This is a genomic window from Streptomyces sp. NPDC041124 (assembly GCF_055592385.1).
The window spans coordinates 32733-57333 of record NZ_JBVIYR010000010.1; the positions used below are offsets into that span (position 1 = coordinate 32733).

The 24601-nt window shown below is 74.9% G+C and carries 15 protein-coding genes; 4 read left to right on the forward strand and 11 right to left on the reverse strand.

Annotated elements, in window-relative coordinates; translation table 11 throughout:
• Positions 1–468: 468 nt before the first annotated feature.
• From ACZ6A9_RS25365 to ACZ6A9_RS25380, 4 genes are all read right to left on the reverse strand, one after another.
• Positions 469–2325, reverse strand: coding sequence for a hypothetical protein (locus tag ACZ6A9_RS25365; RefSeq protein ID WP_468989409.1), 1857 nt, complete (start codon positions 2323–2325; stop codon positions 469–471).
• Positions 2325–5909, reverse strand: a complete 3585-nt coding sequence (locus tag ACZ6A9_RS25370) for a DUF5682 family protein (RefSeq protein WP_468989411.1) — start codon at positions 5907–5909, stop codon at positions 2325–2327. Before ACZ6A9_RS25370 ends, ACZ6A9_RS25365 begins: the two co-directional genes overlap by 1 nt.
• A 119-nt stretch (positions 5910–6028) precedes the next feature.
• A complete protein-coding gene (locus ACZ6A9_RS25375; protein WP_468989413.1) occupies positions 6029–11038 on the reverse strand; it encodes a DNA-binding protein in 5010 nt (1669 codons plus the stop codon).
• Between the two features lie 40 nt (positions 11039–11078).
• Positions 11079–11960 (reverse strand): DUF4132 domain-containing protein, encoded by an 882-nt coding sequence (locus ACZ6A9_RS25380; protein WP_468989416.1) that lies wholly within the window; start codon positions 11958–11960, stop codon positions 11079–11081.
• Between the two features lie 560 nt (positions 11961–12520).
• Between ACZ6A9_RS25380 and ACZ6A9_RS25385 the strand changes: the two genes are divergently transcribed.
• Entirely contained in the window at positions 12521–13117 is a 597-nt protein-coding gene (locus tag ACZ6A9_RS25385; protein ID WP_468989418.1) for a LuxR C-terminal-related transcriptional regulator, read from the forward strand.
• A gap of 36 nt (positions 13118–13153) precedes the next feature.
• Here ACZ6A9_RS25385 and ACZ6A9_RS25390 read toward each other — a convergent pair whose 3' ends face one another.
• From ACZ6A9_RS25390 to ACZ6A9_RS25410, 5 genes are all read right to left on the reverse strand, one after another.
• The gene (locus ACZ6A9_RS25390; RefSeq protein ID WP_468989421.1) at positions 13154–15124 is read right to left on the reverse strand and encodes an ATP-binding cassette domain-containing protein; all 1971 of its coding nucleotides are present in this window, start codon (positions 15122–15124) and stop codon (positions 13154–13156) included.
• A complete protein-coding gene (locus ACZ6A9_RS25395; protein WP_468989424.1) occupies positions 15121–16911 on the reverse strand; it encodes an ABC transporter ATP-binding protein in 1791 nt (596 codons plus the stop codon). The genes ACZ6A9_RS25390 and ACZ6A9_RS25395 overlap by 4 nt, the downstream gene beginning before the upstream one ends.
• A 163-nt stretch (positions 16912–17074) precedes the next feature.
• A complete protein-coding gene (gene ramS, locus ACZ6A9_RS25400) occupies positions 17075–17203 on the reverse strand; it encodes a mycelium formation morphogenetic lantipeptide SapB (RefSeq protein ID WP_040905584.1) in 129 nt (42 codons plus the stop codon).
• A complete protein-coding gene (gene lanKC, locus ACZ6A9_RS25405; protein ID WP_468989427.1) occupies positions 17200–19860 on the reverse strand; it encodes a class III lanthionine synthetase LanKC in 2661 nt (886 codons plus the stop codon). The genes ramS and lanKC overlap by 4 nt, the downstream gene beginning before the upstream one ends.
• Positions 19861–20236: 376 nt before the next feature.
• The gene (locus ACZ6A9_RS25410; protein WP_468989430.1) at positions 20237–20896 is read right to left on the reverse strand and encodes an MmyB family transcriptional regulator; all 660 of its coding nucleotides are present in this window, start codon (positions 20894–20896) and stop codon (positions 20237–20239) included.
• Positions 20897–21118: 222 nt separating this feature from the next.
• On the opposite strand from ACZ6A9_RS25410, the gene ACZ6A9_RS25415 reads away from it, so the two are divergent.
• The 3 genes from ACZ6A9_RS25415 (at position 21119) to ACZ6A9_RS25425 (ending at position 22735) form a co-directional block, all read left to right on the forward strand.
• Entirely contained in the window at positions 21119–21775 is a 657-nt protein-coding gene (locus ACZ6A9_RS25415; protein ID WP_468989432.1) for a helix-turn-helix domain-containing protein, read from the forward strand.
• 30 nt (positions 21776–21805) lie between these two features.
• Positions 21806–22345: a toxin-antitoxin system, toxin component gene (locus ACZ6A9_RS25420; protein WP_468989977.1), complete on the forward strand. Its 540-nt coding sequence runs from the start codon at positions 21806–21808 to the stop codon at positions 22343–22345.
• 153 nt (positions 22346–22498) lie between these two features.
• The gene (locus ACZ6A9_RS25425) at positions 22499–22735 is read left to right on the forward strand and encodes a hypothetical protein (RefSeq protein WP_468989435.1); all 237 of its coding nucleotides are present in this window, start codon (positions 22499–22501) and stop codon (positions 22733–22735) included.
• Positions 22736–22949: 214 nt separating this feature from the next.
• On the opposite strand, the gene ACZ6A9_RS25430 is transcribed toward ACZ6A9_RS25425, so the two are convergent.
• Together ACZ6A9_RS25430 and ACZ6A9_RS25435 are read right to left on the reverse strand one after the other, a co-directional pair.
• Positions 22950–23627 (reverse strand): 4'-phosphopantetheinyl transferase family protein, encoded by a 678-nt coding sequence (locus ACZ6A9_RS25430; protein ID WP_468989437.1) that lies wholly within the window; start codon positions 23625–23627, stop codon positions 22950–22952.
• Positions 23624–24490: a metallophosphoesterase family protein gene (locus ACZ6A9_RS25435; protein ID WP_468989439.1), complete on the reverse strand. Its 867-nt coding sequence runs from the start codon at positions 24488–24490 to the stop codon at positions 23624–23626. The genes ACZ6A9_RS25430 and ACZ6A9_RS25435 overlap by 4 nt, the downstream gene beginning before the upstream one ends.
• Positions 24491–24601 lie beyond the last annotated feature (111 nt).

Below are 24601 nucleotides of genomic sequence, written 5' to 3' on the forward strand. Positions count from 1 at the left end.
TCGATGACGATCGGCATCCCGCCCCCGCCCGGGCCGGCCCGGCCGACGCAGCCCCCGGTCGCGGGATACGTCGTCCCGTCGTCGAGGACGCGGTCGAATGCGGGATGCGGATACGTGACGCGGTGACCGACAAGGTGCTCCACGAGGTGGGGCGCAGCGTCGCGGCAGGCGGGCGCCGGGGAGGAGCTCGTTTCCGACCGGGACTCGTGGCCGGACAGCCCGACGGCGCCGAGCGCCGTCACCGCGAGCATGACCGCGGCGGCCGCCGCCGTGCCCGTGCCCCGGCGCGGCAGCCGCACACCCGGTGGGGGTGCCGTCCCGGCGTGACCACGGACAGCGGTCTGACGACGGCGATGGCGACGGCCCACACGGGAGCAGCAGCGAACAGGGACGCAACGCGAGCGGAACGAACCCGTCCGGCGCTTCCTTCCCCGGGCGGCTGGCCAGGCGTACGAGCTCCTGCGCAGCCTAGTAGGCGTCGGGTTCCGGCGCCGTGTGCCCGTGCCAACTCGCCCGGCGCAGCGCGGCCTCGGTACCGGCGAGGTAGACGGCGGTGGCGAGCCACTGGGCCGCGTACCGGTCGGGTCCGCCGTCGTCGAGGCGGCCGAAGGCGTCACGGGTACGGTGCGCGGCCACCGCGCCGAGGGCGTCGACCAGGCGCGCGCCGTTGACGAAACCGCCGCGGTGCAGCGCGGCGACGTGCTCGCGGCGATCGTCGTCGCGTGCGGGTTCGGCGGCGGCCCGGCGTCCGCCAGCGACGGCCAGTTCGACCAGCCGGCGCACGCGCCAGAGCGGTGGGTCGCCCGCGGGAGCGCCGGTACCGGCGGCGGGACCGCACGGAACGGGCAGGTCCGGCGGGAAGTGGTCGTCGTGGAGGGGGTCGTAGCCGAGATCGGCGCGTCCCTGCCAGTCGTGCGGGAGGCGCAGGGTCGCCCCCGTGCCCGGCACCGGGGCGACAGCGAGCGGGCGGAGGGTCGACAGGTGGCCCGTCTCGAGCCGGCCGGCGACCCGGACCCGCAGCCCGGGACGGGCGCCGAGCCGCCGGAGGTTGGCCGTGTGGGCGAGGCCGGGATGACGGTGGGCGGGGGTGAGCCGGACGAGTGCGCCGTCACGCTCGGAGAGGGCCACGGCGTCACGCTCCGGGAGGACCCGGGCCAGCAGGTCCTCGCCGTCCGTGCCGACGACCTCGATGTCGCAGACGGTGAGGGGTCCGGTGTGCCCGGCACCGTCGGAGTCGGCCGCGGGGGGTGCCGGGAACCCCTCGCCGTCGGCCGGCGTCACCGGCGGGGTCACCGTCCAGGGCCGTCCGGCGGCGAAGGTGGCACGCACGCCGGGTTCCGGCAGCAGCCGGCCGCCCGGGGCGACGGCCGCGCCGGTGAGGACGAGGCCGCCGCGGGAGAGCCGGAAGTGGTCGCTCAGGAAGGTCCGGATGGCGACGTGGGCGCTCCCGGCGCGGCGGGCACGGGCCGGCCCGCCGTGCTTGACGTCGGGGAGCGTGTACCAGTGGCCATCGTCGTCGACGAGGTGGGTGACCACCCCGCCGAGGCCGTCGGGACCGATCACCGGTTCACGGCAGACGCCGTACAGCCGCAGCGGTCTCTCGGGGCGGAGGCGCCGGCGGACGGTGCCGATCAGTGCCGGGTCGGTGTCGGATGCCTTCAACCGGTATGTGACGAGGAGGAGTTCACGGAGTGCGGTGACCGACGCGGCGAGGCTGCGCGGTCGGTGCGGGTCGCGCTCGTCCCGCACGTGCCGCACCACCTCCAGCGCCGCGGCCTCCGCCCGGTGGAGTCCCGCGAGGCGAGCCGTGTGGGCGGCGCGGAGCAGTTCGGCCCGCAGGACCGCTCCCGCGCCGCCGGTTCCGGCGGACAGTACGCTCGCGGCCGCCGACCACAGCCCGGTGGCGGCCCGGACCTGCTCGGCGGAAGGGCCGGTGGGTACGACGGCCGGGGCGGTGGGTACGGCGGCCGGGGCGGTGGCCGGCGCCTGATCGGTGGGCCGGGCCGGTACCGGGGCGCGGTGGTCCGCGTCGGCGACCGGGCAGGACGTCAGCACGGCCGCGCGGTGCAGGCAGCGCGGGGCCAACAGGCAGGTGCAGCCGACCTGTCCGGCCTCCGTGAGCGTGCCGGACGGGCCGGGGGTGAGGGTGACCCAGGTGTCCTCGCCGCAGCGCACGCGCAGGGTTCCGGCTCCGGCGGTGACCGCCGCGCCGGCCAGGGCCCCGACGGCCGCGTCCAGCCGGCCCCGCAGGCGGGTGGTCAGGGCCTCCACCGCGAGGGCGACCACCTCCGGTGCGGCCGGCGGGAGAGGGAGGGAAGGGTTCATCAGGCTGCTCCGCGGACGCGTTCGCCCACCCAGCGGGCGAGCGAGAGAGGGCTGAGGGCGGCCACCGGCATCCCGGCGGCGACGAGTTGCCGGGCGACCGGCACCGAGTAGCGGGGAACCCCTTCGTCGTCCAGGGCGGCGCAGCCCAGCAGCTGGACGCCGGAGCCGACCAGGGACTCGACCTCGGTCAGCAGGCCGTCGACCCCGAATCCTTCCTCGAAGTCGCTGACGACCACCATCAGCGTGCGGTTCGGCACCTTCACCAGCGTGCGGGCGTGCGCGAGGCCCGCCGCGATGTGGGTGCCGCCGCCGACCTTGACCTCCAGCAGCAGGGAGAGCGGGTCGTCCACCCGGTCGGTGAGGTCGACGACCTGTGTGCTGAAGGTGAGGAAGTGCGTGGAGAGCATGGGCGCGCCGCCCAGTACGGCGGCGGTCAGCGCCGACCAGATCACCGCGGCCTCCATCGACCCCGACACATCGACGACAAGGATCAGCCGCCAGTCGTTCTGCCGGGCGGTGAGTGTCCTGAACACCGGTCGTACGGGCAGGACGTCGACCCTGCCGTCCGCCCGCCGGCGACTGTGGACGAGGTTCTCCCGCAGGGTACGGGCCAGATCGAGCCGGCCGCCGGGACGCCGGGTGGGGCGCGGCGTGCTGAGTCCGGTCAGCGTGGGGCGCAGCCGGGTGGCGAGTTCGCGGGTGAGTTCCTCGATGAGCCGTCGGACCAGCGGACGGAGATGCGCGATCCGCTGCTCGGGCATGCCCTGGGCGAGGGTGAGCACGGCGGAGAGCAGTTCCACGGACGGACGGACCGACGCCGGATCGAGGTGGGCGATCACGTCCGTACGGCCGTTCGCGACGGCGCGTCCCAGGACCTCCTCCCGGATGTCCGGGCCGAAGAGGGCTTCGAGCTGCTCGGCCCAGTGCCGGACGCTCGGGTAACCGGGGCCGCCCTGGCCGCCGGTGAGCTCGTCCGTGTCGTTGCCGCCGGTCCCGCTCCCCTCCCCCGCCTCTTCCGCGCGGCCGTCCGCCGACTCCCCCTCGCCCGCCCGCCCGTCCGTCCCGTCCTGCCCGAACAGCTCGTCGAGCGCCTGGGCGTAGGACAGCAACTCCGGTGCGAGTTCGGCCCGCTCACGGCCGAGCAGCAGTCGCCAGCGGTCGGTGGGGCCGAGCCGTGGCCCGCGTTCCGTGCCGCCGCTGCCGGACACCGGCCCCTTCGCCGTGGGCGGTGCCGCGACGGATGTGCCGGGACTCGCGGCTGCCATGCGCCCGGAACCCGCCGTACCCGTGCGCCCGGGACCCACGGCATCCGTGAGCGCGGGACCCACCAGCTCCGCCAGTCCCGTCTCGCTCAGCAGCGCGAACCCCGTGTGGTCGGCCGCGGCCCACCGGCCGACCAGTTCGGCGGGCGCGCCGAGCCGGAGGTCGGGCCGGTCACCGAGGCGGCCGGTCACCGCCGTCAGCAACCGGCCCCGGCCTTCGGGGGTCAGCGCCCGGAAGCCTCCGCGCAGGGCGGGGAGCCGGTCCAGGAAGTGCCGGTCGCTCATCGTCTCGATCCGCTCCAGCAGCGGGTCGAGGGCCGTGGGTACGGACTCGACCAGCGGCCCGGCGGCGACGAGCAGACCGGTCAGCCGGCGCTCCAGCCGGTGCCGGCCGTCCGGTGTCGTCGCCGAGTCGACCCAGCCGGCCGACCTGCTGCCCAGCAGGTCCGAGCTGTCGAGGTCGAGCAGCACCCGGGCGGCGAGGGCCGCTCCCTGCACGAGTGGCGAACCGGTGCGGGACAGCGCGGACAGCTCACTGTCCAGGCGCAGGCCGAGACGGTCCTCCCCGCTTCTGACGGCCAGGGTCACGACGGCGACCGCGTCCTCCTTCTCGTCACTGCCGGCCAGCCCGGGCAGGGCACGGACGGCGGCTTCCAGCACGGTGTCGGAGAGCGCGGCCGCCCTGACGCGTGTCCGCGGGGTGGTGCCGGGCAGGTGTTCCCGGCGTATCGACTCCGACAGGTCGAGGGTTTCGAGGAGCTCGGGAAGGGTGGCCGCGCCGGGCAGGACCCGGGCGGCCTCCGTGAGGGCCTTGCCGGTCAGGGCGGGCAGCGCGCACCGGGCCGCGGCGCCCAGGAGGCCGATGACCCGGGCGGCGGTGGTTCCGCCCGCGTCGCACGCCCGGCGGTGGTTCTCGCGGAGGGTGCCGTCGGCCACCTGAGCGGCGGTGACGCCTCTGAGGCCCACCAGGTCGAGCCGGGCGGCGACCGCCGGGGTCCAGGCGGCCTGCCAGCGTGTGGTGAGCGCGCTCCCGTCCCCCGCGGCGGACACCGGGGCCGGTTCCGCGTAGCCCACTCCGCACGCCCTGAGCCGCTGAAGCAGGATCTCGCGCCGGGCGTCGAGGGAGGAGCGCAGCGGCGAGAGCCGGAGCTCCCGGCGGGCGGGGCTGTGCGGCCCGGGCAGCCGCAGGGAGGCGAGTTCCGCCTCCACCCACGGTCCGAGTCCGGACCGTGGTGTGCCGGGGGCAAGCCGGCCCCGCCCGGTGCCGACCAGCACCGGTTCCAGGGCGTGGTCGAGGGGTGCGCCCCGGCCCAGTACGGATGTCACCGCTTCGCGCAGTTCACTGCGGCCCGGTGCGGGGAGGCCGCGCAGACTGCCCAGGTCGCAGGCGAGCCGCAGGGTCTCGATCGCCTCACCGGTTCCCGCGGTGTGGCCGGACGCGCGGATCTCCCGGCAGACCTCGGTGACGAGACGGGCGGCGGTGTCGCGTATCCGGGCGGGGTCGCCCCCGGCCTCGAGCACCGCCTGCTGCCAGCGGGGGTCACGGACGCCGGCCGGGTAGCCGGAGCGTGGGTCCAGCAGGGCGACGGCGTACGGCACGAGCGAGGTGACGACCGCCGGCCCCGGCCCGCGGGCCCCGGCGGGCGCGGCGGTGATGTCCCGCTCCCCCTCGTCGGCCAGGGCGGGCGTGTGGAAGGCGCCGGTCACCGCGGCCACCCGGAGTTTCCCGAAGGAGGCGACGACCCGGCGCATGTGTGCCTCGCGGGCGAGGTCGACGGCCGTGAGCCCGCCCCGGTCCCGTACGTCCTCGCGCAGGAGCCGGCCGAAGCCGAGAGCGGCCCGGCGCACGGCCTCCGGGGTGCTGCCGGGGGCCAGCGCCTCCACCGTGCGCTCCCACAGCGCTTCCACGTCGACTCCCGCCCCGTCCGCACCGGTTGCCGCACCCGACGCCGCGTCCGTCACCGGGCCCGCCGTCCACCCCGGGTCCGTAAGGGGCAGATCGCAGCAGATCACCTCCGCACCTCGCTCCCGGGCCCAGCGGATCGCCGCGAGTTCCGGTGAGAAGTCGGCGAGGGGGTAGAAACGCAACTGCCCGTCGTCGGCGGCGCCCGTCAGCGCCACCGGCGCGGTGGTGCGCGGATCGGAGAGGTACGGCAGCCACGGCTGGAAGTCGGCCGGCAGTTCAACGCAGACGACCTCGGCGTCCGCGGCGTCCAGCAGCCGGGGTACGGCGAGGGCCAGGGCGGGGCTGTGGTGCCGTACGCCGATGAGGTACGGCCGGGTGCGGGCCGCGGGTGCGGTCGTCTCGTCAGGTGCGCTCATGGGTCCCAGCAGGCGGTTCGGCGGGGACGGCCGTACGCGACGGCCGTCCCCTTCTTCCCGGTCGGGCCGGCGGACCGGGTCCCCGGTCCGCCGGCGGAGCCCGGCCTTTCCGGCGGAGCTCAGCGGCGGCCCTTCCGCGGCCGCGGTACCTCCAGTTCCTCCAGCTGCGGTCCGTCCCCGTCCTGGACCCGCTGCCAGGCCTGACGGTAGAGACCAGCGACGGGCCGGAGCGGCACGACGACGCCCAGCACGGGCTCCTCGCCCTCGACCAGCTCGTACATCGGCAGCTTCCACCGCTCCAGTGGGAGGTGCGGGTTGGTGAGTTGGGTCCAGCCGCCGGGCAGGAACATGGAGCGTCCGGCCTTGGAGCGGTTGCCCTCGATGACGAGGTCGGTGGCGGCGAGTTCGGCGCGGGCGGCCCGCAGTCTGGCCGTTCCGCCGCGCTGGGCGCCCCAGCCGGTCCAGCGGGCGGTGTGGTGGTCGGTGGGGTCCGGCATGGCGAGGAGCATCAGGTAGAGGGCGGCGGCGTCCTCACTGATGCCGTACTGCCTGGCCGCTTCCGTGACCAGGTCGGGTACGGACCGGGCGGGGTCCTGCGGCCACCACAGGCCGTCCGCGTCGCGCTCGCCCGCCACCGGGTTGCCCGGGTCGGCGAGGAGTTCGGCGAACGGCCGGTCGTGCACCAGACGCAGCGCGGTCTCCTGGGCGTTGGGCCGTTCACCGGTGAACAGCGCCGTCAGATGGGGGTCCCTCCCTGAGGCGTCCAGCAGCGCGGGCCGGATGGCGGGGTCGCACCGCCCCCCGGTGCTCAGGACGACCGCGCCGTAGCGCACGAAGCCGTCGCCGGTCTCCGTGGGGTCACCTGCGGCCCGCCGGTACGCCTCCCAGTCGTTCCGTCTGTCGAGACGGATCAGCAGGCCGGGGTGGGCCAGCCGGTCGCGCAGCGCGGTCAGTACGCCGGGCAGCGCGGCACGGACCGGGTCACCCGACGGGAGCCGGTGGGCCAGCCATGCGGCCAGGGTCACCGATCCCTTGAGGACCTCGTTGTCGAACCCGCGTGTCCTCTCGGCGGTCTCGAGGGAGTAGGGGCCGAAACCCCAGGTCAGGTCCGCGTTCAGCCGGGGCTCGGTGGCCCTGTCGACGAAGCCCTGCAGCGCCGCGTCCGGTGCCCATCCCGGCGAGACCACGGTGCGGACCGCTTCGTGGAGCACCTCCTCGGGGACGGGGGTGCGGCGGCCCAGCCGCTCGTTCCAGACCCCGGCGGCGCGGGCGGCGTCGGGACCGTGGGTCCACAGCCGGGACGTGTCGTCGGGGAGCAGCGCCGCCACGACGGCCTGCCGGGCGCCCGCGTCGAGGGACTTCAGCTGGTCCTTGGCCACGCGTGCGTCGGCCGCCTTCACCCCGATCGTCTTCAGCGTCGCGGAGGGGACCGGCTCCCGCTTGTCGTCGATCCTGGGCAGACCCGCGACGACCAGCCGGGCCATGGTCGGGGTGACGCCGGTGAGCCGCGCGAAATCCTCCGCGGCCGCCGGGAACCAGGGTGCCGGGCCGCGCTCGGCGAGCTCGGCGCGGAACGCCGCGGCCCAGCCGGCCGGCCGGGCCGGTTCCGGCACGAACGGCCGCGTGGCCAGCAGGGTGTAGGGCGCGGGGGCCTCGAACCGGCCGGACGGGTCGTGGAAGATGGCTCCGTAGTGCCTGCCCGTGGGCTCGTCCACGTCCCAGTCGTCGAGGAAGCGGTGTCGGCGGGGAAAGAGCAGGAACGCGCCGCCGCCGAGGTCGAGCACGGTGACGTCCCCGTATCCCTTGATCCCGTCAGGCCCTTCGAACAGGCTCGGGTCCAGCCGCAGCCGGACACAACGCCAGTGGCCGGGGTCGAGGTCGGTGAGGTTCTGCTCGTCGAACTCCTCCAGGAACGCGCCCAGCGCCTCCCGGTGTTCCGCCACCGTGGCCTGCGAACCGGCCCGCAGCGCCAGTGCGGCCGGCAGGAGGGGCAGCGCCACGGCGTCCAGGGTGTCCAGCGACTCCGACTTTTCGAGATCGAGGTGGGTCCGGCCGGCGGGGACCGGCTCGGCCAGGCCGCGCATCGAACGGCCGAGCAGGCCGGGCAGGTCAAAGAGGTGGTGGTAGAAGTCGTAGTACGCGGTGCGCCAGCCATGACCGGTCAGGCCGACGCCGTTCAGCGCCGCCGCGAGCAAGTCGTCGCCCGGCCTGGGCCGTGGCGTCCGCCGGACGACTCCGATGATCGCCTCGTCGAGCCGGGCGAGCGCCGCGTCCAGAGTGCGCTGCTGTTCGGCGGCGAACCGGACCACCCCGGTGACACCCGCGCGCAGTGCCTCGTGCCCGACCTGCGGCAGCAGGGTGCGGAGCAGTGCCGGCACCAGGTCCGCGCCGTGTTCCGCCTGCTCGTCCCCGTCCCCGGTGTTCGGCGGTCCCTCTTCCGTCGCCGCGGCCAGAAGTGCCGCCGCGGTGTCGTCGTCGATCCGGCGGAGCGCCTGTGAGCCCTGGGGGTCGCGGGGCTGGAGCTGATGCCAGTAGCGCAGGGGCGGCAGCAGCGCGGTGCCCGCGGTGAAGGGGCCGGAGCCGTGCTCCTTCGGGATCCGGGCGACCGTCCTGCCGTCCGGGTCGAGCAACTCGACGCCGTCCCACGCCCGGACGACCGCGAGGAGCCGGTCGCCGCCGGGGAACCGCAGCGCGTGGCGCGGAACCCTGTCCACGCCGGACGGCACGACGACCGAGCGCCCGGCCAGGTCCTCGCCCCGGTAGGAGCCGTCGGGCCGTTTCACCACGCGCCAGCCGAGCACCCCGTCCACCGGGGCGCACACCGGACCGTCCGCCGCGGACGGGGCGTGCCGCATCCAGGCGGCGCTCAACTCGCTGCCCTCCGGCGCGTCCGACAGCGCCGTGGCGAGCCATTCCGGTGCTCCGGGTGCGCCGGTCGTGTCACTGCCCGGGTCGTAGGGGCACCACGTCACAGCCCGGGTGTCGCTGTCCCAGACGTGCACCCAGTACGACGTCCCGTCGCTCGCGATCTTCCCCCGCCCCGGAACGCGGGCGTCCCCCCGGCGTAGCACGCCGCCACCGGTGGTACGGCCGCCGCCCGGCAGCGGGAGGGTGACGGGGGCCATGTCGTTGTCGTGCGTCCCGCTCCCGTCCACCGTGGTGAGGTAGGAACCGTGGAGAGCGAGGGCGAGCGGCGGTGCGTCCGCGGTGTGGTGCCAGTAGCCCTGGGACCCGGTCTGGTACGTGTCCCAGCCGATGAGCAACTCGCCGTCCACATAATGGCAGTCGACCTGCCGGAGACTGCTCTCCACCTCGTCCGGAAGGCGCAGTTCGTGGGTGAGGACCGTGCCCTCCGCGCCGATCACCCGGGCCTGTCCGGCGGCCAGGACGACGAGATGGGGCCAGGCGTCGGCGACACGGACGCTTTTGGCGGCCTCCCGCGGCGCGACGGCCTCGACGGCCTTCTCCCAGGCCGGCCAGCCCAGTTCGTCGAGGATGCCGGTGCGCAGGGTGCGGGCGAGGGCGGGTGCGACGCCGGTGGCCAGTGCCTGGCGTACCTCCTCCTCGGCGACGGCCAGCACCTTGCCCGGCAGCCAGGAAGGTGTCCTGAGGGCGCCGGAGGAGCCGGGAAGTCCGGGGAGTTCACTGGTGACGTACCGCCGGCAGACCGAGCCCACCCATACGGCGAGCATGGGCCGTCCACCGGAGGACTCGGCGAGGGTGAGGACGGTCTGCTCGGCGGTCCCCCAGTCGTCGTCGGGGCAGCCGCGCCGGAACGCCGCGTGGAAGCGGCTGTCGGCGGCGAGTGCCAGCAGGTCACGCCGCTGCTCGCGGGCCGCCCAGGCATTGAGGGCGAGCGCCGCACGGCCCTGCGGTTCCGCGACCGGTATGCCCAGTGCCAGGAGCTGGTCGAGCAGGTCCACGTCGCCGACCGGGGGCGGCAGCATGCCGGCGGCCGCTTCGAGTTCGGCCCGCAGCACACCGGCCATACGGTCCACGAGGGGGTACAGCTCCCGCGGTGCCGTGTGGCGGCCGTCGGCTCCGCTCAGCTTGACGAATCTGCGCAGCCATCCGGTGGCTCCGTCGGGGGAACGCACGTCGGCGGGCAGGTCACGGTCACACAGCCCGGCGGTGGCCCCGGACTTCTCCAACAGGTCCAGCCACTGGGTCAGTTCCTCCCGTTCCCACTCCGCGGGCAGCAGTCCCAGCAGGGTGCCGCGGACGGCGGGTTCCCTTCGGGCCAGCTCGACCAGGGCCTGACGGTGCGCCTTCCACCAGCCGGGCGGCGCCTTGACCGTGCCGGGCAGTGCCAGCATCTCGCGCAGGTAGGCCATCTCCTCCGCCTGCGCGTTCTTGCCCGCGGCCGCCTTCGCCAGTTTGCGCAGCTCGCCCGCCCCCGGGCTCGACGGGGGCAGTCCGTGAGTGGCCAGCCGGACGAAGAGCGCGCGCAGATGCCGGAACGCCGTCGCCGCGGGGACCCGGGAGGACAGTCCCTTGGCGTAGCTGGAGAGGACCTTCGTCGGTACGGCGTCGGCCAGCGCGAACTCCAGGAAGACCGCGTCCATGCGGGCCTCGTCGAACGGCAGCGCGTGCGCGGTCTCCGCCTTGCGCGCGTTGACGAACATCATGGAGGCGTAGGCCCGCTCGCCGGCCGCCAGGAAGACGCGGCCCGCCTGCTCGTAGAAGGTCGGCAGGAAGTGCGGTACGGAGCCGGCGAGCCGTTCGCCGATCGACTCGTAGGTGGCGCGGGCCCTCTTCGGCCGGGATCTCACCGTCCGGGCGACCTTGTCCATCTCCTCGACCAGGGACATCGCCAGGTGCCCGTCCGAGGGGTGGCGGGCGAGCACCCAATCGGGGAAGCCCAGGGCCCGGTGCTGCCCGACCCCGATCTCCACCGGTTCGCCGTCGGGGCGCAGTCCGAGGAAGCCGGAGCCCGGGTCACCTGTCCCCTCCTCCGCGGTCAGGCGGACGACGATCCGGCCGTCCAGGCCCGGATGGCGGTAGGCCTGGGCATACATGGGCACGGCCCGCTCGCCGCCGCCGGTGGTGCCCGGAGGCAGTACCGCACCGGCGCGCAGCAGTTCCTCCACGTCTGCCGTCGCCCGGTCCCGCGTCGTCCCGTCGCTCATGATCGCGTGCCTTTCGTGGATGTACGTTCCGCCGTGCCGTTCACCGGTCGCCGTCCGCGGGGACGGTGCGGCCGGCGTGCAGGGCCGCGGCCATGCGCATGCCTTCGGACCAGGCGACGGGGCCGACCTCGGTCAGCGGAAGGGTCCGGTATCCGTCCTCGTCGCTCCAGGTGAGGCCGCCGGTCCAGGCCTTCTCCTCGGCGTAGGGGTCGCTCATGCCGACCGAGGCGGTGAAAATGCGTCCGGCGTCCCGGATCCGGTCCATGACGCTGATGCCGGAGACCGTGTAGCCGAGGGACGTGGCACGGGCGGCAAGGTGGAACCAGGAGCGGTACTCGGCGCCGGCGAATTCCCGGACCGCGTCGGCGGTCCCTTCAAGGCCGGCGGGTTTGTGCCAGGTGGCGCGATGGATCTGCTCGACACCCTGGACCATTCCCGACTCCGCTGCGAACGTTCGCAGTTCGTCCAGGTCGGGCAGGAGGACCGGGTGGGGCAGGGTCACCGTGCGGGGAGTCAGGCGGACGGTCTCGCCGTCCAGGTTCACCACCCGCAGAGCGCCCGACTCGTCGGCGTCACGCAGGAAGCCGGTCTCGTCGGGGCTGTCACCGGCCACGACGACGTCCCGCAGCGCCGCCTGCCACGCCTCGTCGGGCCAGACCCGGGCCAGCAGACCGGTCGGCACCGGCAGGGAGGACACCATCCAGGTGGTCACCTGTGCCGCGCACTCGGCGGCGTGCCGGTCCAGCCACTCGGCGAACCGCTGGAGTTCGAGCACTTCCGGACGGTCCCGTATCCCCGCGGGCAGCGTTCCCTCCTGTGCGCGCTCCCGTCCGGGCGGGGACTCCCCCGACGCGGGCCGGGCCACCACCCGGCCGTCCACCAGAGCGACTTCGTGTGTGTCGCCCACTGCCAGCCAACCCATGCGTTCTTCACCTCTCCACCACCGGATGCCGGCACGGCGCGTCCGGCGGACCCAACTGGCCCGCCCCGCGGTGTCGTTGATCGGAAGACTAGGGGGTGCCACCGACAACCCGGGCCCGTGGCCGTCCCGTGCCCGCGGCGGGTACGGGCCGTGGGATTCGCGCCAGATTGCGGGGCCGCTGTTTCCAGCCGTGCGGCGAGCGGAGTGCGCGCGTCGCGCCGGCCGCCCGCTTCCACGCAGAACCGGGGCCCCGGACGGCGACGCACCGCTGTGGCCAGGGGCCGGGGCCCGCCGCCGCGGGGGGTGAGGACCGGCTGCCGCGTGTCAAGCGGGCCGGCACGGCCCGCGGGAGGGCGCGTGCCTCCATCGTTTTCGGCCGGGCGGGCACATTCGCCGGGCATCTCCAGGGGCTCGGGGTGCGGCGGATTGCGTCCGGTGCGGTTCGCTCGTGCGTACGCGCAGTGTTCTCCCCGGGCGGATCAGGGCACATGGCCCCTGGCCCGGGAGGAGCGTGTGATGACGGCTGCCCCGGGCGCAGCCGCTGACCAGAGGTGGGGGACATGGTTCGTACTGTCGTGGTGCACGACGAGGAACTGCTGCGATCGGCATTGGTGCAACTGCTGCGGTCCGATGCCGCGCTGGAGGTCTCGTCCATGTCACCCGGCGCCGATCTGCCGGATCGTGACGTACTGCCGACCGATGTGTGGGTCGTGGACGGCGACTGCCTGCGGGGCCCCGGGCAGACGCACGACGCGCCCTTCCAGGCGCGGCAGGGGGACCGGCTCGTCGTCCTGGCGACGGCCAGACGTCCGGGCATACTCCGCCGGGCGTTCGACGGCGGTGCTCTCGGGCTGGTCGACAAGAACGCTCCGGCCCGACGGCTGATCACGGCGGTGCACACGGTCGCGAAGGGTGAACGCTTCCTCGACGAGACGCTCACCGTCGCCCTGCTGGAGGGCGCCGAGATGCCGCTGACGACCCGGGAACTGAGCGTGCTGTCCCTCGCCTCACAAGGGGCGCCCCTGACCGAGATCGCGGCCCGTCTGCATCTCTCCCGGGGGACCGTCCGCAACTACATGGCGACGGCGATACGGAAGGTGGGCGCCCGCAACCGGGTCGACGCGATACGCATACTGCAGAGCGCCGGCTGGACGTAGGGGGCGGTGGTCCGCGCTGCGGACGGCCCGCCCCGGTCAGCGCCGGCGGGCCGGTCCGCCGTGCCAGTGGCCCGTCAGGTCCCGGTACAGCGGCGAGCGGTCCAGCACCTCGTCGTGCGTGCCGCACACGGCGTCCCTCCCGTCCAGGACCAGCACCCGGTCGGCGCGGACGGCGGACGACAGGCGGTGCGCCACCGTCAGCAGCGTCCCCGGCCGCCGTGCGAGGGCCTCCTCCGCGCGCGCCTCGGAAGCGGGGTCGAGATGGCAGGTGGCCTCGTCGAGCAGCAGCAGGGGGGCGGGGGACAGACAGGCGCGGGCCAGCGCGACGAGCTGCCGCTCGCCGTGGGAGAGTTCGGCGGGCCGCACCGGCGCGTCGACGCCGCCCAGGCGTTCCGCCAGGGGCCGCAGGCCGAGGGCGCCGACGACGGCGTCGAGGTCCGCGCGGCCCGCGTCCGGCCGGAGATAGGTGAGGTTGTCGGCGAGGGTGCCGGAGAAGACGTACGCCTCCTGGGGCACCAGGACGCGCAGCGCGGCGAGTTCGGCGGGTGGACGGCCCGTCACCTCCCGGCCGGCCACCCTGACCTCGCCGCCACTGGGCGCGAGCGTGCCCGCGACCAGTCGGGTGAGCGTCGACTTGCCGATGCCGCTGGGGCCGACGACGGCGAGGTGCTCGCCCGGGGCGACGCGCAGGTCGAGCGAGTCGAGGACCGGTTCGGCGCGGACGCCGTAGGACAGGGTCACGGACCGCAGCTCCACGGCCGCGGTCCGGCCGCCCTCCGCAGGGCGTCCGCACGGGTCCGGTGCGTCGTCGCCGGTGCCGGGGAGGCCGGCGGCCGTCCGGGCGGTGACGGCCCAGCGGCCCGCGTCGCCGGGGGCCGGACGGTGCGCCGCCGGGCGCGCGGGCTCCGGCCGCGCCGGACGGGGGACCGCCGACACCGGCGCCCGCGAGCCGTCCGGCCCCCCGGCCCGTGCCGGCTCCGCCGTCCGGGGCAGCTCCCGTTCCGGGTCCGGCTCCGGCTGCCGCGGGCCGACGATACGGTCGAGGACGACCAGCAGCCTGGACCCGGCCGCACCGAGCGCGGTCATCAGCGTGTGCAGGGCGGGCAGCAGCGACTGGACGAGATAGGTGAAGGCACCGAGCAGCGCGCCCGCCGTCACCCCTTTCCCGCGGAGCCACGGTACGGCCAGCAGCAGCGCCAGGAGCGGCAGGTGACCCGCGACCCCGAGCGCCGCCGTGCGCACCGCCGCCCAGCCGGCCAGGACCCGGGCCGCCGCCGCGGCGCCCTCGATCAGTTCGGCGCCGCGCCGTGCCGCCCCGGGCCCGGTTCCGCAGGCGGTCAGGTCCCGCAGCGCCGCCCGCGACCGGGCCGCGTGGTCGCCCAGTGCCTCGTCCGCCGCCAGGGCGCGTCGCTGCGCCGCCGCCATCGGTCGCAGCGTCACCAGGAACAGCCCCAGACCCGCCGACAGCGGAGGCAGCACGACCACGAGGAGGGAGGGATGCAGCGACAGCAGCCCCAGCAGCGCTCCGGCGGCGGTGAAGACGAACGAGCGCAGGGTCAGCACGAGACCGGCGAAGCTGTCCCGGGCGATCTCGACCTGGTTCGTCAGCCGCGAGACGGCCGCCCGGTCCGTCCCGCCGGACCCGCCCATGGCGGCGCGGGCCAGGGACCGGTCGACCGCGTGCCGCACCAGACCGTCGCGCAGCGGCTCCGTCAGGCCGGCCAGCTGGGCGAACACGCCCCGGATGACGGGGGCGCCGAGCAGCACGGCCACCAGCGCGACCGTGAGCCACACCAGCCCCAGGCGCGTGTCACCGGCGAGGAACCCCTGGTCGACGGCGCGGGCGACGCCGTAGCCCACGAGGAACGCCTGCCCGGTCTCGGCCAGCGACCAGAGGGCGAGCCGCACCAGGACCCCGGTGCGGCGGGCGAGGAACCGGCGGGCGTGCGGCGCGAGGCGCCGCACCGACCCGTCGCCCGTTCCCCGCGCGTCCGCGGCGCGGGTCACGAGCGTGCCCCCTCGGGTGCGGGCCGGTGGGTGGCGCTCCGGTCCGGTGCTTCCCGCTCCTCGGCCGTGTCGGCGGCGAAGACCGCCCGGTAGCCGGGCAGTTCCCACAGCTCGCCGTGGGGCGCGACGGCCCGCACCTCCCCGTCCTCCAGCCAGATCACCAGGTCCGCGCGGGCCGCCACCGACGGGCGGTGCGCGACGACCAGCCTGGTCCCCGGACGCACCGAGCGGCGCAGCGCCCGGTCCACCTCGTGTTCGGTGGCGGTGTCCAGGCCGGACGTCGCGTCGTCCAGGATCAGCAGCCGTCCGGCGTGCGCGAACGCCCGCGCCAGGCCGAGGCGTTGCTGCTCGCCGCCGGAGAGGGGCGCCGCGGGCAGCGGGGTGTCGTAGCCGTGGGGCAGCCGGCGCACGAACCCGTCGGCTCCCGCGGCCCGGCAGGCTTCCCGCACCTGCTCGGGCGTCACCTGCCGGGGTCCGGTGGCGACCATCTCGGCGACCGTGCCCGTGGCCGGGGCGGGGCGCTCGAAGGCGTAGCCGACCTCGGTGCGCAGGGCGTCCCGGGTCAGCCGGTCGAGGCGGACGCCGTCCAGCAGCACCTGCCCCTCGTCGGGGTCGACCAGCCGTCCCGCCACGGCGGCCAGGACGGACTTCCCCGCTCCGCTGCGGCCGACCACCGCGGCCGTGGCGCCGCCCGGTACCCGCACGCCGTCCGCGTGCAGCACCTGCCTGCCGTCACGCACCACCCGCACACCGCGCAGTGCGAGATCTCCCCGCCCGGCCGGCGGCAGCCGGTGGGTCCCGTGGGTGAGCGCGGGGATGCCGGCGAGTGCCAGGGTCCGCTTCCGTGCCTCCCGGCCGCGCACCACCGCGCCCAGCAGGGACGCGGCGCCACCGATGCCGGCGGTCAGCTGCGCGTAGCGGATCACGGCGAGCAGTTCACCGACGCTCAGGGCGCCGGAGGAGAGGCGCAGGCCGCCGACGGCCGTGGCGGCGAGGGTGAGCAGGGGGACCAGGACACCGCTGCGGGCCAGGGCGCGTCCGTGCAGCTCCCACATGTGCCGTCCCTGGGCGGTGAGCCGGTCCAGCGGCGCGAGCACGCGGGCCCGTTCGCGGGCTCCGGTTCCCGCCGCGGTGATCGTCGCCGCGCCCTCCATGGCCTCCAGCAGCCGGGAGGCGATCTCCGACTGCGTCTTCTGGTAGGCGGCGACGGAGGCACCGGTGTCCCGGGCGAAGGTCCGCAGCACCAGCGCGAGGGCGGGCAGCCCGGCCAGCACGCAGGCGGCCACCCACAGGTCGACGACGGCCAGGGCCGCGAGCGCGCCCAGGGGCGTGACCACGGAGGCCGCGAGCGCCGCCCGGGCCGCCGGGGCTCCTCCGGCGTCGGCGGCGTTCAGGGTCAGCCGCGTCCCGACGTCCCCGGGTGTGAAGGGCCGTGCGCGTTCCGGTACGGCGCTCAGGAGGCCGTCGAAGGCACGGGACCGGACGGACGCCGTCCAGGCGGCGTTGCAGCGGCCGGTGAACAGGGAGGTGAGGCTGTCGAGCAGCAGTTCGCCCACGAGGAGCGCGGCGCTCAGCAGCAGCCAGCGTCCCGCGGCCCCGTCGGCACCGCCGTCGCGCAGGAGCAGGTCGAGTGTGCGGCCGAGGGCGTAGGGCTGGGCCACGGTCACCGCGGCGGATCCGGCCGAGCACAGCAGCACCAGCGCTTCGGGCCCGCGGCCCGGTGTCGCGCCGCCGGCCGCGCCGCGTGCCCCGCCCGTCCTTCGCGCCCGGAACCCGCTCGTCGGCACCCGCCGGCCTCCTTCCGTCCGTCCACCGTGTCGGGACACCGGCCGCACGACCGGCCGGCCGAGGTGTCCGCGCATGCCGGTACCGGCGCCCCGGGCGGGAACCCGGGGCGCCGGTACCGGGCGGCTGAGGCTCACCGCGTCACCGCGGCGGCCGGCCCGTGCGTCAGTTACAGGTCGTGATGCTCAGGCTGCTGTCGCCGCAGAGCAGCAGGCTCGCGCGGCTGCCGGACTCGACGTCCCCCATGGCCTCTTCCTTGGGGGTCTCCATCGACTGCAGGTCGAACAGGTTCATGACGTCTTCCCTTCGTACGGCAACAGGTTGTGTTCTTTCATCACGACCCCGTGAGGGGCCGAGTTCTGGGGCCGCCGGGTGTGCGGCGGCGGGAGGAACGGCAGGGCGGCGGGCGGGGTGCCGCGGACGGAGGCGACGGCCAGCAGGCATCCGGCCGTGCCCGTGGACAGGTCCATGGACAGGCGCATCATCTGCTCGCCGGGGAAGGCGAGCCGGCCGCGGTAGGACATCGCGTGCCAGGACAGCGCGTCGAGCTGCCGCCGGACGGCCTCGGGGCCGGTGCCGGGTGTGCCGGCCGTGGTGCGGCCGAGGTACAGCACCATCCCGGACACCCCTCGGTACAGGCCGGGCTGGGCGTAGAACATGGCCTGCGCGGCCGCCACGATCTCGCCTCGCGCCCGCTCGAACTCCTCGTCCTCCCGGTGGGCCAGGTAGTCGTCGAGCACCATGCCGATGCCCACGCTGCCCGCGCCCAGGTAGGGCATGGTGCGCCAGCCCTCGTCGACCTGGAGCGCGCCGCCCGCGCCGCGGACGCACCGGGCGAGGTCCCGGCGCAGTTCGTCCCGTGCGAGGTCGAGCAGAGCGGGGTCCCGGTCGGCTTCGTACAGCCGCAGGAAGAGCAGGGCGCGCCCGGCGGCGCCGTGCAGCAGTCCCGCACGGACCCGGCCGGCGCTCACGTCCCCGGCGGGCCCGCCCCGGGCGGTCAGCTCGGCGCAGCGCCGCGCGGCCGTCCGCAGGGCGTTCTCCCCGGTGGCCGCGGCCAGCGAGTCCAGGGCCAGGCCCAGTCCGGCGGTGCCGCTGTGCAGGTCCGGGGCCAGGTCGTCGAAGGGCTGGTCGAGGAGCACCTCGGCGAGGTCGAGGGCGCGGTCACGGTGGCCGAGGTACTCCAGCGTCCAGGCGACACCGGCGAGGCCGTCGTGGAATCCCGGCGGCATGCCCGACGGCGGCTGCTTGGTCCGCTCCAGGAGCCACTGTTCGCCGTCCTCGTACCGGCCCGCCCCGCTCTCGGCCAGCGCGTACAGCACTCCCGCCGCGCCGTGGCCGAAGGCCAGTCCGCCGCCGGCCGTGCCGAACTGGGCGATGTCGCCGGGGAAGAGGCGGTCGGTGCGGGACGGTGTCGCCGAGGCGCGGACGGCCTCGGCCATCGAGTCCCGGCTGCGGGGCCAGTCGCCGGGTCGGACCGGGACCACCGGTCCGTCCGCCCCTGATGCCGCCGGGGTGCCTGCGGGCTCGGTGGCGCCGCGGGTGATCTCGGCGACCGCCGCGTCCAGGAACGCCCGGTCCACGGGGAACTGTCCGGCCACCACGTCGGCGAGGTGGGCCGCCTTGCGCCGGTCCAGCGCCAGCAGACTCGTGAGCGGGAGGAACAGCGCGAGGCGCAGACAGGCCAGCGCGTACCGGTCCACCGAGACGCCCCTGCGGTCGGACGGTGCCACGAACCCCGGGTTGGCGACGGTCTGCCGGCCGGCTTCGCCGACCTGGTGCGCCGCCTCGAAGTCCAGCAGGGCGACGCTGTCGTCCTCACGGATCATGATGTTGAACAGGTGCAGGTCGTTGAAGACCACGCCCCGGGCGTGGACGCTCTCGACGGCGCGTTCCACCCGGGCGTACACGTCGAGGGCCCAGGCCGTGTACTCGGCCAGCCGCTCCTTGCCGGGGTCTGCCTCGATGAGCGGGTGGCGGCGCGCGAAGAAGGTGTTGAGGGGCTTGCCGTCGATGTGCTCCAGCACCAGGAAGTGGTGCTCTCCGACGGTCAGGTGGTCGAGCACCTCGGGTGTGCAGTCGAGACCGGACAGACGCTCCAGCGCCCGGCGTTCGCGGTGCAGCCGGGTGACGGCGTCCGCGCCGTCGGCCGCCAGGCCGGCGTGCGGACGGGCCTCCTTGAGGACGACCTTCCGTCCGGTACGGGAGTCGCGGGCGAGGTAGACGCCGCCGCCGTTGGAGAAGTGCAGCGCGGACTCGATGGCGTAGGGCAGACCGGCCACGGTCAGCGCGTCGCGCGCCTGAAGGTGCGGACGCAGGAAGGCCGGCGGTTCCACCCAGTCCGGTACGCGGAAGACGGGGCCGCGCAGGTCGGGCACCAGCACTCCGTCGGGACCGGTCACGGCCGGCCGCAGCTCTCCTTGCGCGTCGTAGCAGTTGCGCCGGGTGAATCCGCCGTACCGGACGTGGACGGGCCCCTCTCCGAGCCGCAGGTCGCTCAGGATGTGCGGTCCGGGTTCGCCGGCCAGCAGCCGCTCCAGTTCGCCGGTGAGCCGTTCGAACCGCTCCTCGTCCGCCGGGTAGACGGTGATGAACTTGCCGCTGCCGGCGCGGTCCGCGTACTTGGCGTTGCGCTGGTGCAGCAGGTAGCGGCTGGGCACGAACTTGAAGGCCGTGCCGCCGGCGACGCAGTGGCGCCACACCCGCTCGAGCACGGACTCGGCGTTGTCGAGACACGCCGAGACGTGGATCTTCCATCCCTGGTCGGGCAGTTCGGCGTCGATGGGACGCAGGGCGAGCCAGTCCCCGCTCTCGTTGCGCTGCCATCCCTCCGGGACGGGCCACGAGGCTGCGGCGTACCGGGTACGGCCGGCGCCCGCCGGGGAGGCGGTGCGGTGCGGAGCGTCGTAGAAGTACGGGTCCGCGTCGCAGTACACGGCATAGCCCTTGTTCACGCCGTCTCCCTCCCCGCCCGGTCGCTGACGGGAATGACGCTGTCACGGGCCGTACCGTCCCGCACAGTCACCGCTGTCATCACCTGGATGTGCGGAACTCACGGGTAACTCATGGGCGTTGCATTCGAAGAAGGTCGACTCCGGGGCGGTGGCGCTCCAGTGGGCGCTCCCGGCCCCTGCCGCACTGTCGACCGGACGTGGGTGTACTCGTCGAGCTGCCGGTCGGAGCCGAAGGGGGCGGCGAGCCCGGGCGCCGAGTGGGCCGCCGTGGCGGCCGGCGAGGTCCGTGGGGTACTTGATGGCCTGGGCGAACTCCACCACGACGCGAGTGCCGTCGGTGACCCGGTCGCTGCGCACGGGGCCGGCGGAGGGCCGTTCAGTCGGCGGCGTGGACCACGCGCAGGTGGGAGGCGGCGCGGTGGGCCCCGCGGCGCCGGGCCGGGGCACGGTGTGTCTCGCGCAGGACCAGGGTCAGCCGGGTGCAGCCCATGTCCTGGAGGGTGCCGGTCGTCTCGACGACGATGCGGCAGTCCGTGGCGCCCCAGCGGGGGTCGGGGTGCAGCAGGGGGCGTACGGAGCCGTCGTGTTCGGCGGCCCGTGCGCCGACGCTGCGCCGCCAGTGCGGCAGTCCGTGCCGGTAGGCGGCCTCCATGATCGGGTCCTGGGCGATGTCGCGGCGGATGGCCTGCAGGCCGTGGTCGTGGCCGTGGCGCTCGACCGTGTCGGCGAAGTGGGCCAGCATCGGCAGGCACCAGCTCGACTCGTGGTCGCCGAGGACCGTGGCGGCGTCCGGGTGGAAGAGGACGAACCGGAGGAAGTTGTCCGCGGGCAACGCCGTGGGGTGCGGCTCCACGCCCTGGAAAAGCGTCCGGAAAGCACCGTTGGTGAGCAGCACGTCCCAGCGGCGGTCCAGCACCAGGGAGGGGAAGGGGGACGCCTCCAGCAGAGCGGCGTAGTCCCGCAGGTAGGCCTGGGCCTCGGGGGTCCCGGGGCCGGGCTGCGGTGCCGGCCGCTGCCCTTCTGCCTGAAATGCCATCGGGAGGTCACCCCTCTTGCCTGTGCGGCACTGACGCGGGTCCCGATCCTGGTGCCCGGACGTGCGGCATGTCAACTATCGTGGCATTCCACGACGGTTGACGGCCGAAATTGGCCACAGTTGTGGCGAGACCTGGATGTGAGTTCGAACCACCGGCTAGTCTCCGTGAAGTTCACGGCAATCGCTTGTGAGAAGCCTGTGAGAGACGTAGGAGATCTTTCGGTGACGGGTGGCTTCGAGGGTCCGGACACCGCGCCGACGGCCGCGCTGCCGGCTGTCGTCGCCCGCGTCACCGCACTCGCCGACCGGCTCGACGTGGCGCACGCCGAGGTGTTCGACGTCGGTCGGCTGTCCGTCGCCTCCGGAGTCCCGGAGCCCGTGGTCAAGGCGCTGCTGGGCGGCCGGAGCGCGGGTGAGCCCGATGTGCAGGCGAGGTTCCTGCAGCGGCTGGACCTGCTGCGCCGCACCCGGCTGAAGCCGAACGGCCGCAAGTACACGCAACAGGAGATCGCCGACGGTGCGGGCATGTCCCGCCAGCAGGCCGGCGCACTGATCAACGGCGACCGGCGGCCCACCATGGAGCACTGCGACGCCATCCAGCGGTTCTTCCGGGTGCACGCCGGTTTCCTCACCGCCGAGGACCCCGAAGCCCTCACGAGCGCCCTGCAGCACACGGAGCAGGAACTGTTGCAGAAGCTCGCCGACCGTGAGCGGGAGGCGGCGGCGGTGGCCGACGACCCGCTGGAGCGGCTGCTGCAGGACCACGGGGTGCGCGGGATCGCCTGGCGGGCCGCGCAGCTGCCCACCGACCAGCACCGCGACAAGGTCGCGGAGTGGCTGGACATGCTCCTGGAGAGCGTCCAGCGGCCCAAGTCGTGAGCGGGGAGAACTGTGGGCATCGGTAGGGAAATGCGCCGCCTGTGCGGCGAGCTGGTCGCGGAGCTGACGCTTCCCGTCCCGGCGCGGCCCGCCGACCTGTACGCCGCCCTGTGCGAGGGGATGAGCCGGCGCCGGGGCCGTCCCGTGCTGTTCCGCACGGCCGCCTTCCCGCCGGAGACGGCGAGCGGGCTGTGGCTCGACATGGCGGAGCAGGACCTCGTGGTGATCGAGGAACGCACGGCGCCGGACCACCAGTTGGTGATCCTGGGCCATGAGCTGTGGCACATGAAGGCGGGCCACTGCGGCAGTCACGTCGCGGGAGCCGAGGTCGCCACGCGGTTACTGGGTGCGGTGCCGGACGAGGAGGCGTTGCGGGCGACCGTCCTGAGGGTCGCCGCACGCACCCGTTTCGACCTCGCAGAGGAGAAGGAGGCCGAGGCGTTCGGCCTGCTGCTGGCCAGCAAGTGCCGGACATTGCTGGCCGGTTCGGCGCTGCGAGGGCCGGTGCAGCGGGATCATCTGGCGGGCCGGATCGGAGCGTCGCTGGGGTACCTGGGTCCCCGCAGCTGAACGGGCGCGCCCCGGCGTGCGAGCCCCGCCGGCCGGGCGAACCGGCCCCGGGGGCAACCCGATTGTCAGTGGTGGGCGGCAAGCTGGAGGCGTGCGCCCCCTCCGTGTGCGGGGGCGTGGTACCGACGACCTCGACACGGGGAGAGCCGAGCGATGCCCACCGCCGTACTGACCGACCGCGAGCGCACCGCCGTCCAGGCCTATCTACGGCTGCTGCACACCGTGCGCGCCGCCTTCGACACGCGGTCCGGCCCGGCCGGCCCACCCGGACCGCCGCTCGTTCCGCCCTCCGTCCTCGCCGAGGCGGAGGCCGCTCTGGCCCGGGCAGGTCTGACGGGCAACGAGGAGCAGTTCTTCCGCATGGTCCGGGACTGGCACCCCGAGCCGTAACCCTGCCGGACCGGGCGACAGGCGTGCGGGAGGGCGTGACACGGCCGTCCCGCACGCCAAGCCCGGAACCGACGCCACCCCGAACACCCCCGGGCGCGCGGGGAACCGCGCGCTCGGCCCCCACCCAGCCGCAGCCGCCCCGCCACCCCAGCGGCGCTGAGGGCGCCGGCGGCGCTTGCGCCGCTCACCCCTTCGCGGCCGGCGGAGCCGCGTTTCACCCGTGCGGCACCGCGATCGCCGTCGCGATCAGACCGTCCCCGGCGGTCCAGCGGCCGGTGAAGTGGCCGATGCGGCGCCCGCCCACCAGCGGGCCGGGGACGAGGAGGGTGGCGCGGAAGCCGCCCCGGGTGTGTTCGGCGTCGTCGGGGAAGAGGTCGATGTCGGCCTCCTCGAAGTCCAGCCACTTCCCGGTGAGCGGGAACCACGCCTTGTAGACCGCCTCCTTGGCGCTGAACAGCAACCGGTCCCAGTGCACCGCGGGCAGTTCGCCGGCCAGCGCGGCGATCCGCGCGGCCTCCTGGGGCAGTGCCACGGCGGGCAGCACGCCCTCGGGCAGCGGCCCGTGCAGCTCGGCGTCGATACCTACGGAGGCGAGGTCCCCGGCGCGTACCAGGGCGGCGGCGCAGTAGCCCTGGCAGTGGGTCATGCTGCCGGCCAGGCCCTCCGGCCAGACCGGGGCTCCGCGCTCACCGGGCAGCACGGCCCGCGGCGGCACACCGAGTTTCTCCATCGCGAGGCGGGCGCAGGACCGTACGGCGGTGAACTCCCGGCGGCGTTTGAGGACGGCCCGCCGGATCAGCGTCTCCTCCTCGGGATACAGCGGGGCGTCGGCGCCCTCGTCGCCGTAGGCCTCCACGGTGACGACCGTCTGCGGCAGCAGCTCCCCGATCACCGCCCGTCCTCCCCTCCGGGCTCCGCGGGCAGGATCCGCCGGAGCTGTCCCGGCGGCCGGTCCCGCTTGCGCCACTCGCGCGGGTAGCCCACCGACACCTCCTCGAAGCGGACCCCGTCCTGCCAGGTGGTCCTGGGGATGTGCAGATGGCCGTAGACCATGGTGCGGACGGGGAACCTGCGGTGCCAGTCGTCGGTGAGTACGGTGCCGCACCACATGGCGAACTCGGGGTGCCAGAGCACGTCCGTGGGATGGCGGTGCAGCGGGTAGTGGTTGACGAGGACCAGCGGCAGGCCGTCCGGCACCTCGGCGAGCCGGCGCTCCGTCTCGGCGACCCGGGCCCGGCACCAGTCCTCACGGGTCGGGTACGGGTCGGGGTGCAGCAGGTGCTCGTCGGTGCAGACGATGCCGGTGCCGTGCGCGTACGCCAGCCCTTCGTCCTTGGTGGCGCAGCCGGACGGCAGGAACGAGTAGTCGTACAGCAGGAAGAGGGGCGCCACGGCCGCCGGGCCGCCGGGTCCCTCCCAGACCGGGTAGGGGTCCTCGGGCGTGACCACTCCGAGGTCGCGGCACTGCTCGACCAGGTGGTCGTAGCGGGCGACGCCACGCAGCGTGACCGCGTCGCTCGGGTGGGTCCACAGTTCGTGGTTGCCGGGTACCCAGACGACCTTCGCGAACCGGCCGGCGAGGGTCTTGAGCGCCCAGCGGATGTCCTCGACGGTCTCCGCCACGTCACCGGCGACCAGCAGCCAGTCCTCGTCCGACGCGGGCCGCATCGCTTCGACCAGGGCACGGTTCTCGGCATAGCCGATGTGCAGGTCGCTGATGGCCCAGAGCTGTCCGCCGCCGTGCGTCCCCGACATCCCCGCCGTCCCTTCAGCCGTCACCGAACGTCCCCACGAGATCACATCCGTGGCGCCCGGACAAGCAACACCCCGCTGCCGGGCCCGGTATCGGGTGCATCCGCCGAAGCC

Bases quoted from the DNA above. Each gene is read 5' to 3' on its own strand.
- ACZ6A9_RS25365 (WP_468989409.1), bottom strand. From the start codon at position 2,325: ATGAACCCTTCCCTCCCTCTCCCGCCGGCCGCACCGGAGGTGGTCGCC.
- ACZ6A9_RS25370 (WP_468989411.1), bottom strand. From the start codon at position 5,909: ATGAGCGCACCTGACGAGACGACCGCACCCGCGGCCCGCACCCGGCCG.
- ACZ6A9_RS25375 (WP_468989413.1), bottom strand. From the start codon at position 11,038: ATGAGCGACGGGACGACGCGGGACCGGGCGACGGCAGACGTGGAGGAA.
- ACZ6A9_RS25380 (WP_468989416.1), bottom strand. From the start codon at position 11,960: ATGGGTTGGCTGGCAGTGGGCGACACACACGAAGTCGCTCTGGTGGAC.
- ACZ6A9_RS25385 (WP_468989418.1), top strand. From the start codon at position 12,521: ATGGTTCGTACTGTCGTGGTGCACGACGAGGAACTGCTGCGATCGGCA.
- ramS (WP_040905584.1), bottom strand. From the start codon at position 17,203: ATGAACCTGTTCGACCTGCAGTCGATGGAGACCCCCAAGGAAGAGGCC.
- ACZ6A9_RS25410 (WP_468989430.1), bottom strand. From the start codon at position 20,896: ATGGCATTTCAGGCAGAAGGGCAGCGGCCGGCACCGCAGCCCGGCCCC.
- ACZ6A9_RS25420 (WP_468989977.1), top strand. From the start codon at position 21,806: ATGCGCCGCCTGTGCGGCGAGCTGGTCGCGGAGCTGACGCTTCCCGTC.
- ACZ6A9_RS25425 (WP_468989435.1), top strand. From the start codon at position 22,499: ATGCCCACCGCCGTACTGACCGACCGCGAGCGCACCGCCGTCCAGGCC.
- ACZ6A9_RS25435 (WP_468989439.1), bottom strand. From the start codon at position 24,490: ATGTCGGGGACGCACGGCGGCGGACAGCTCTGGGCCATCAGCGACCTG.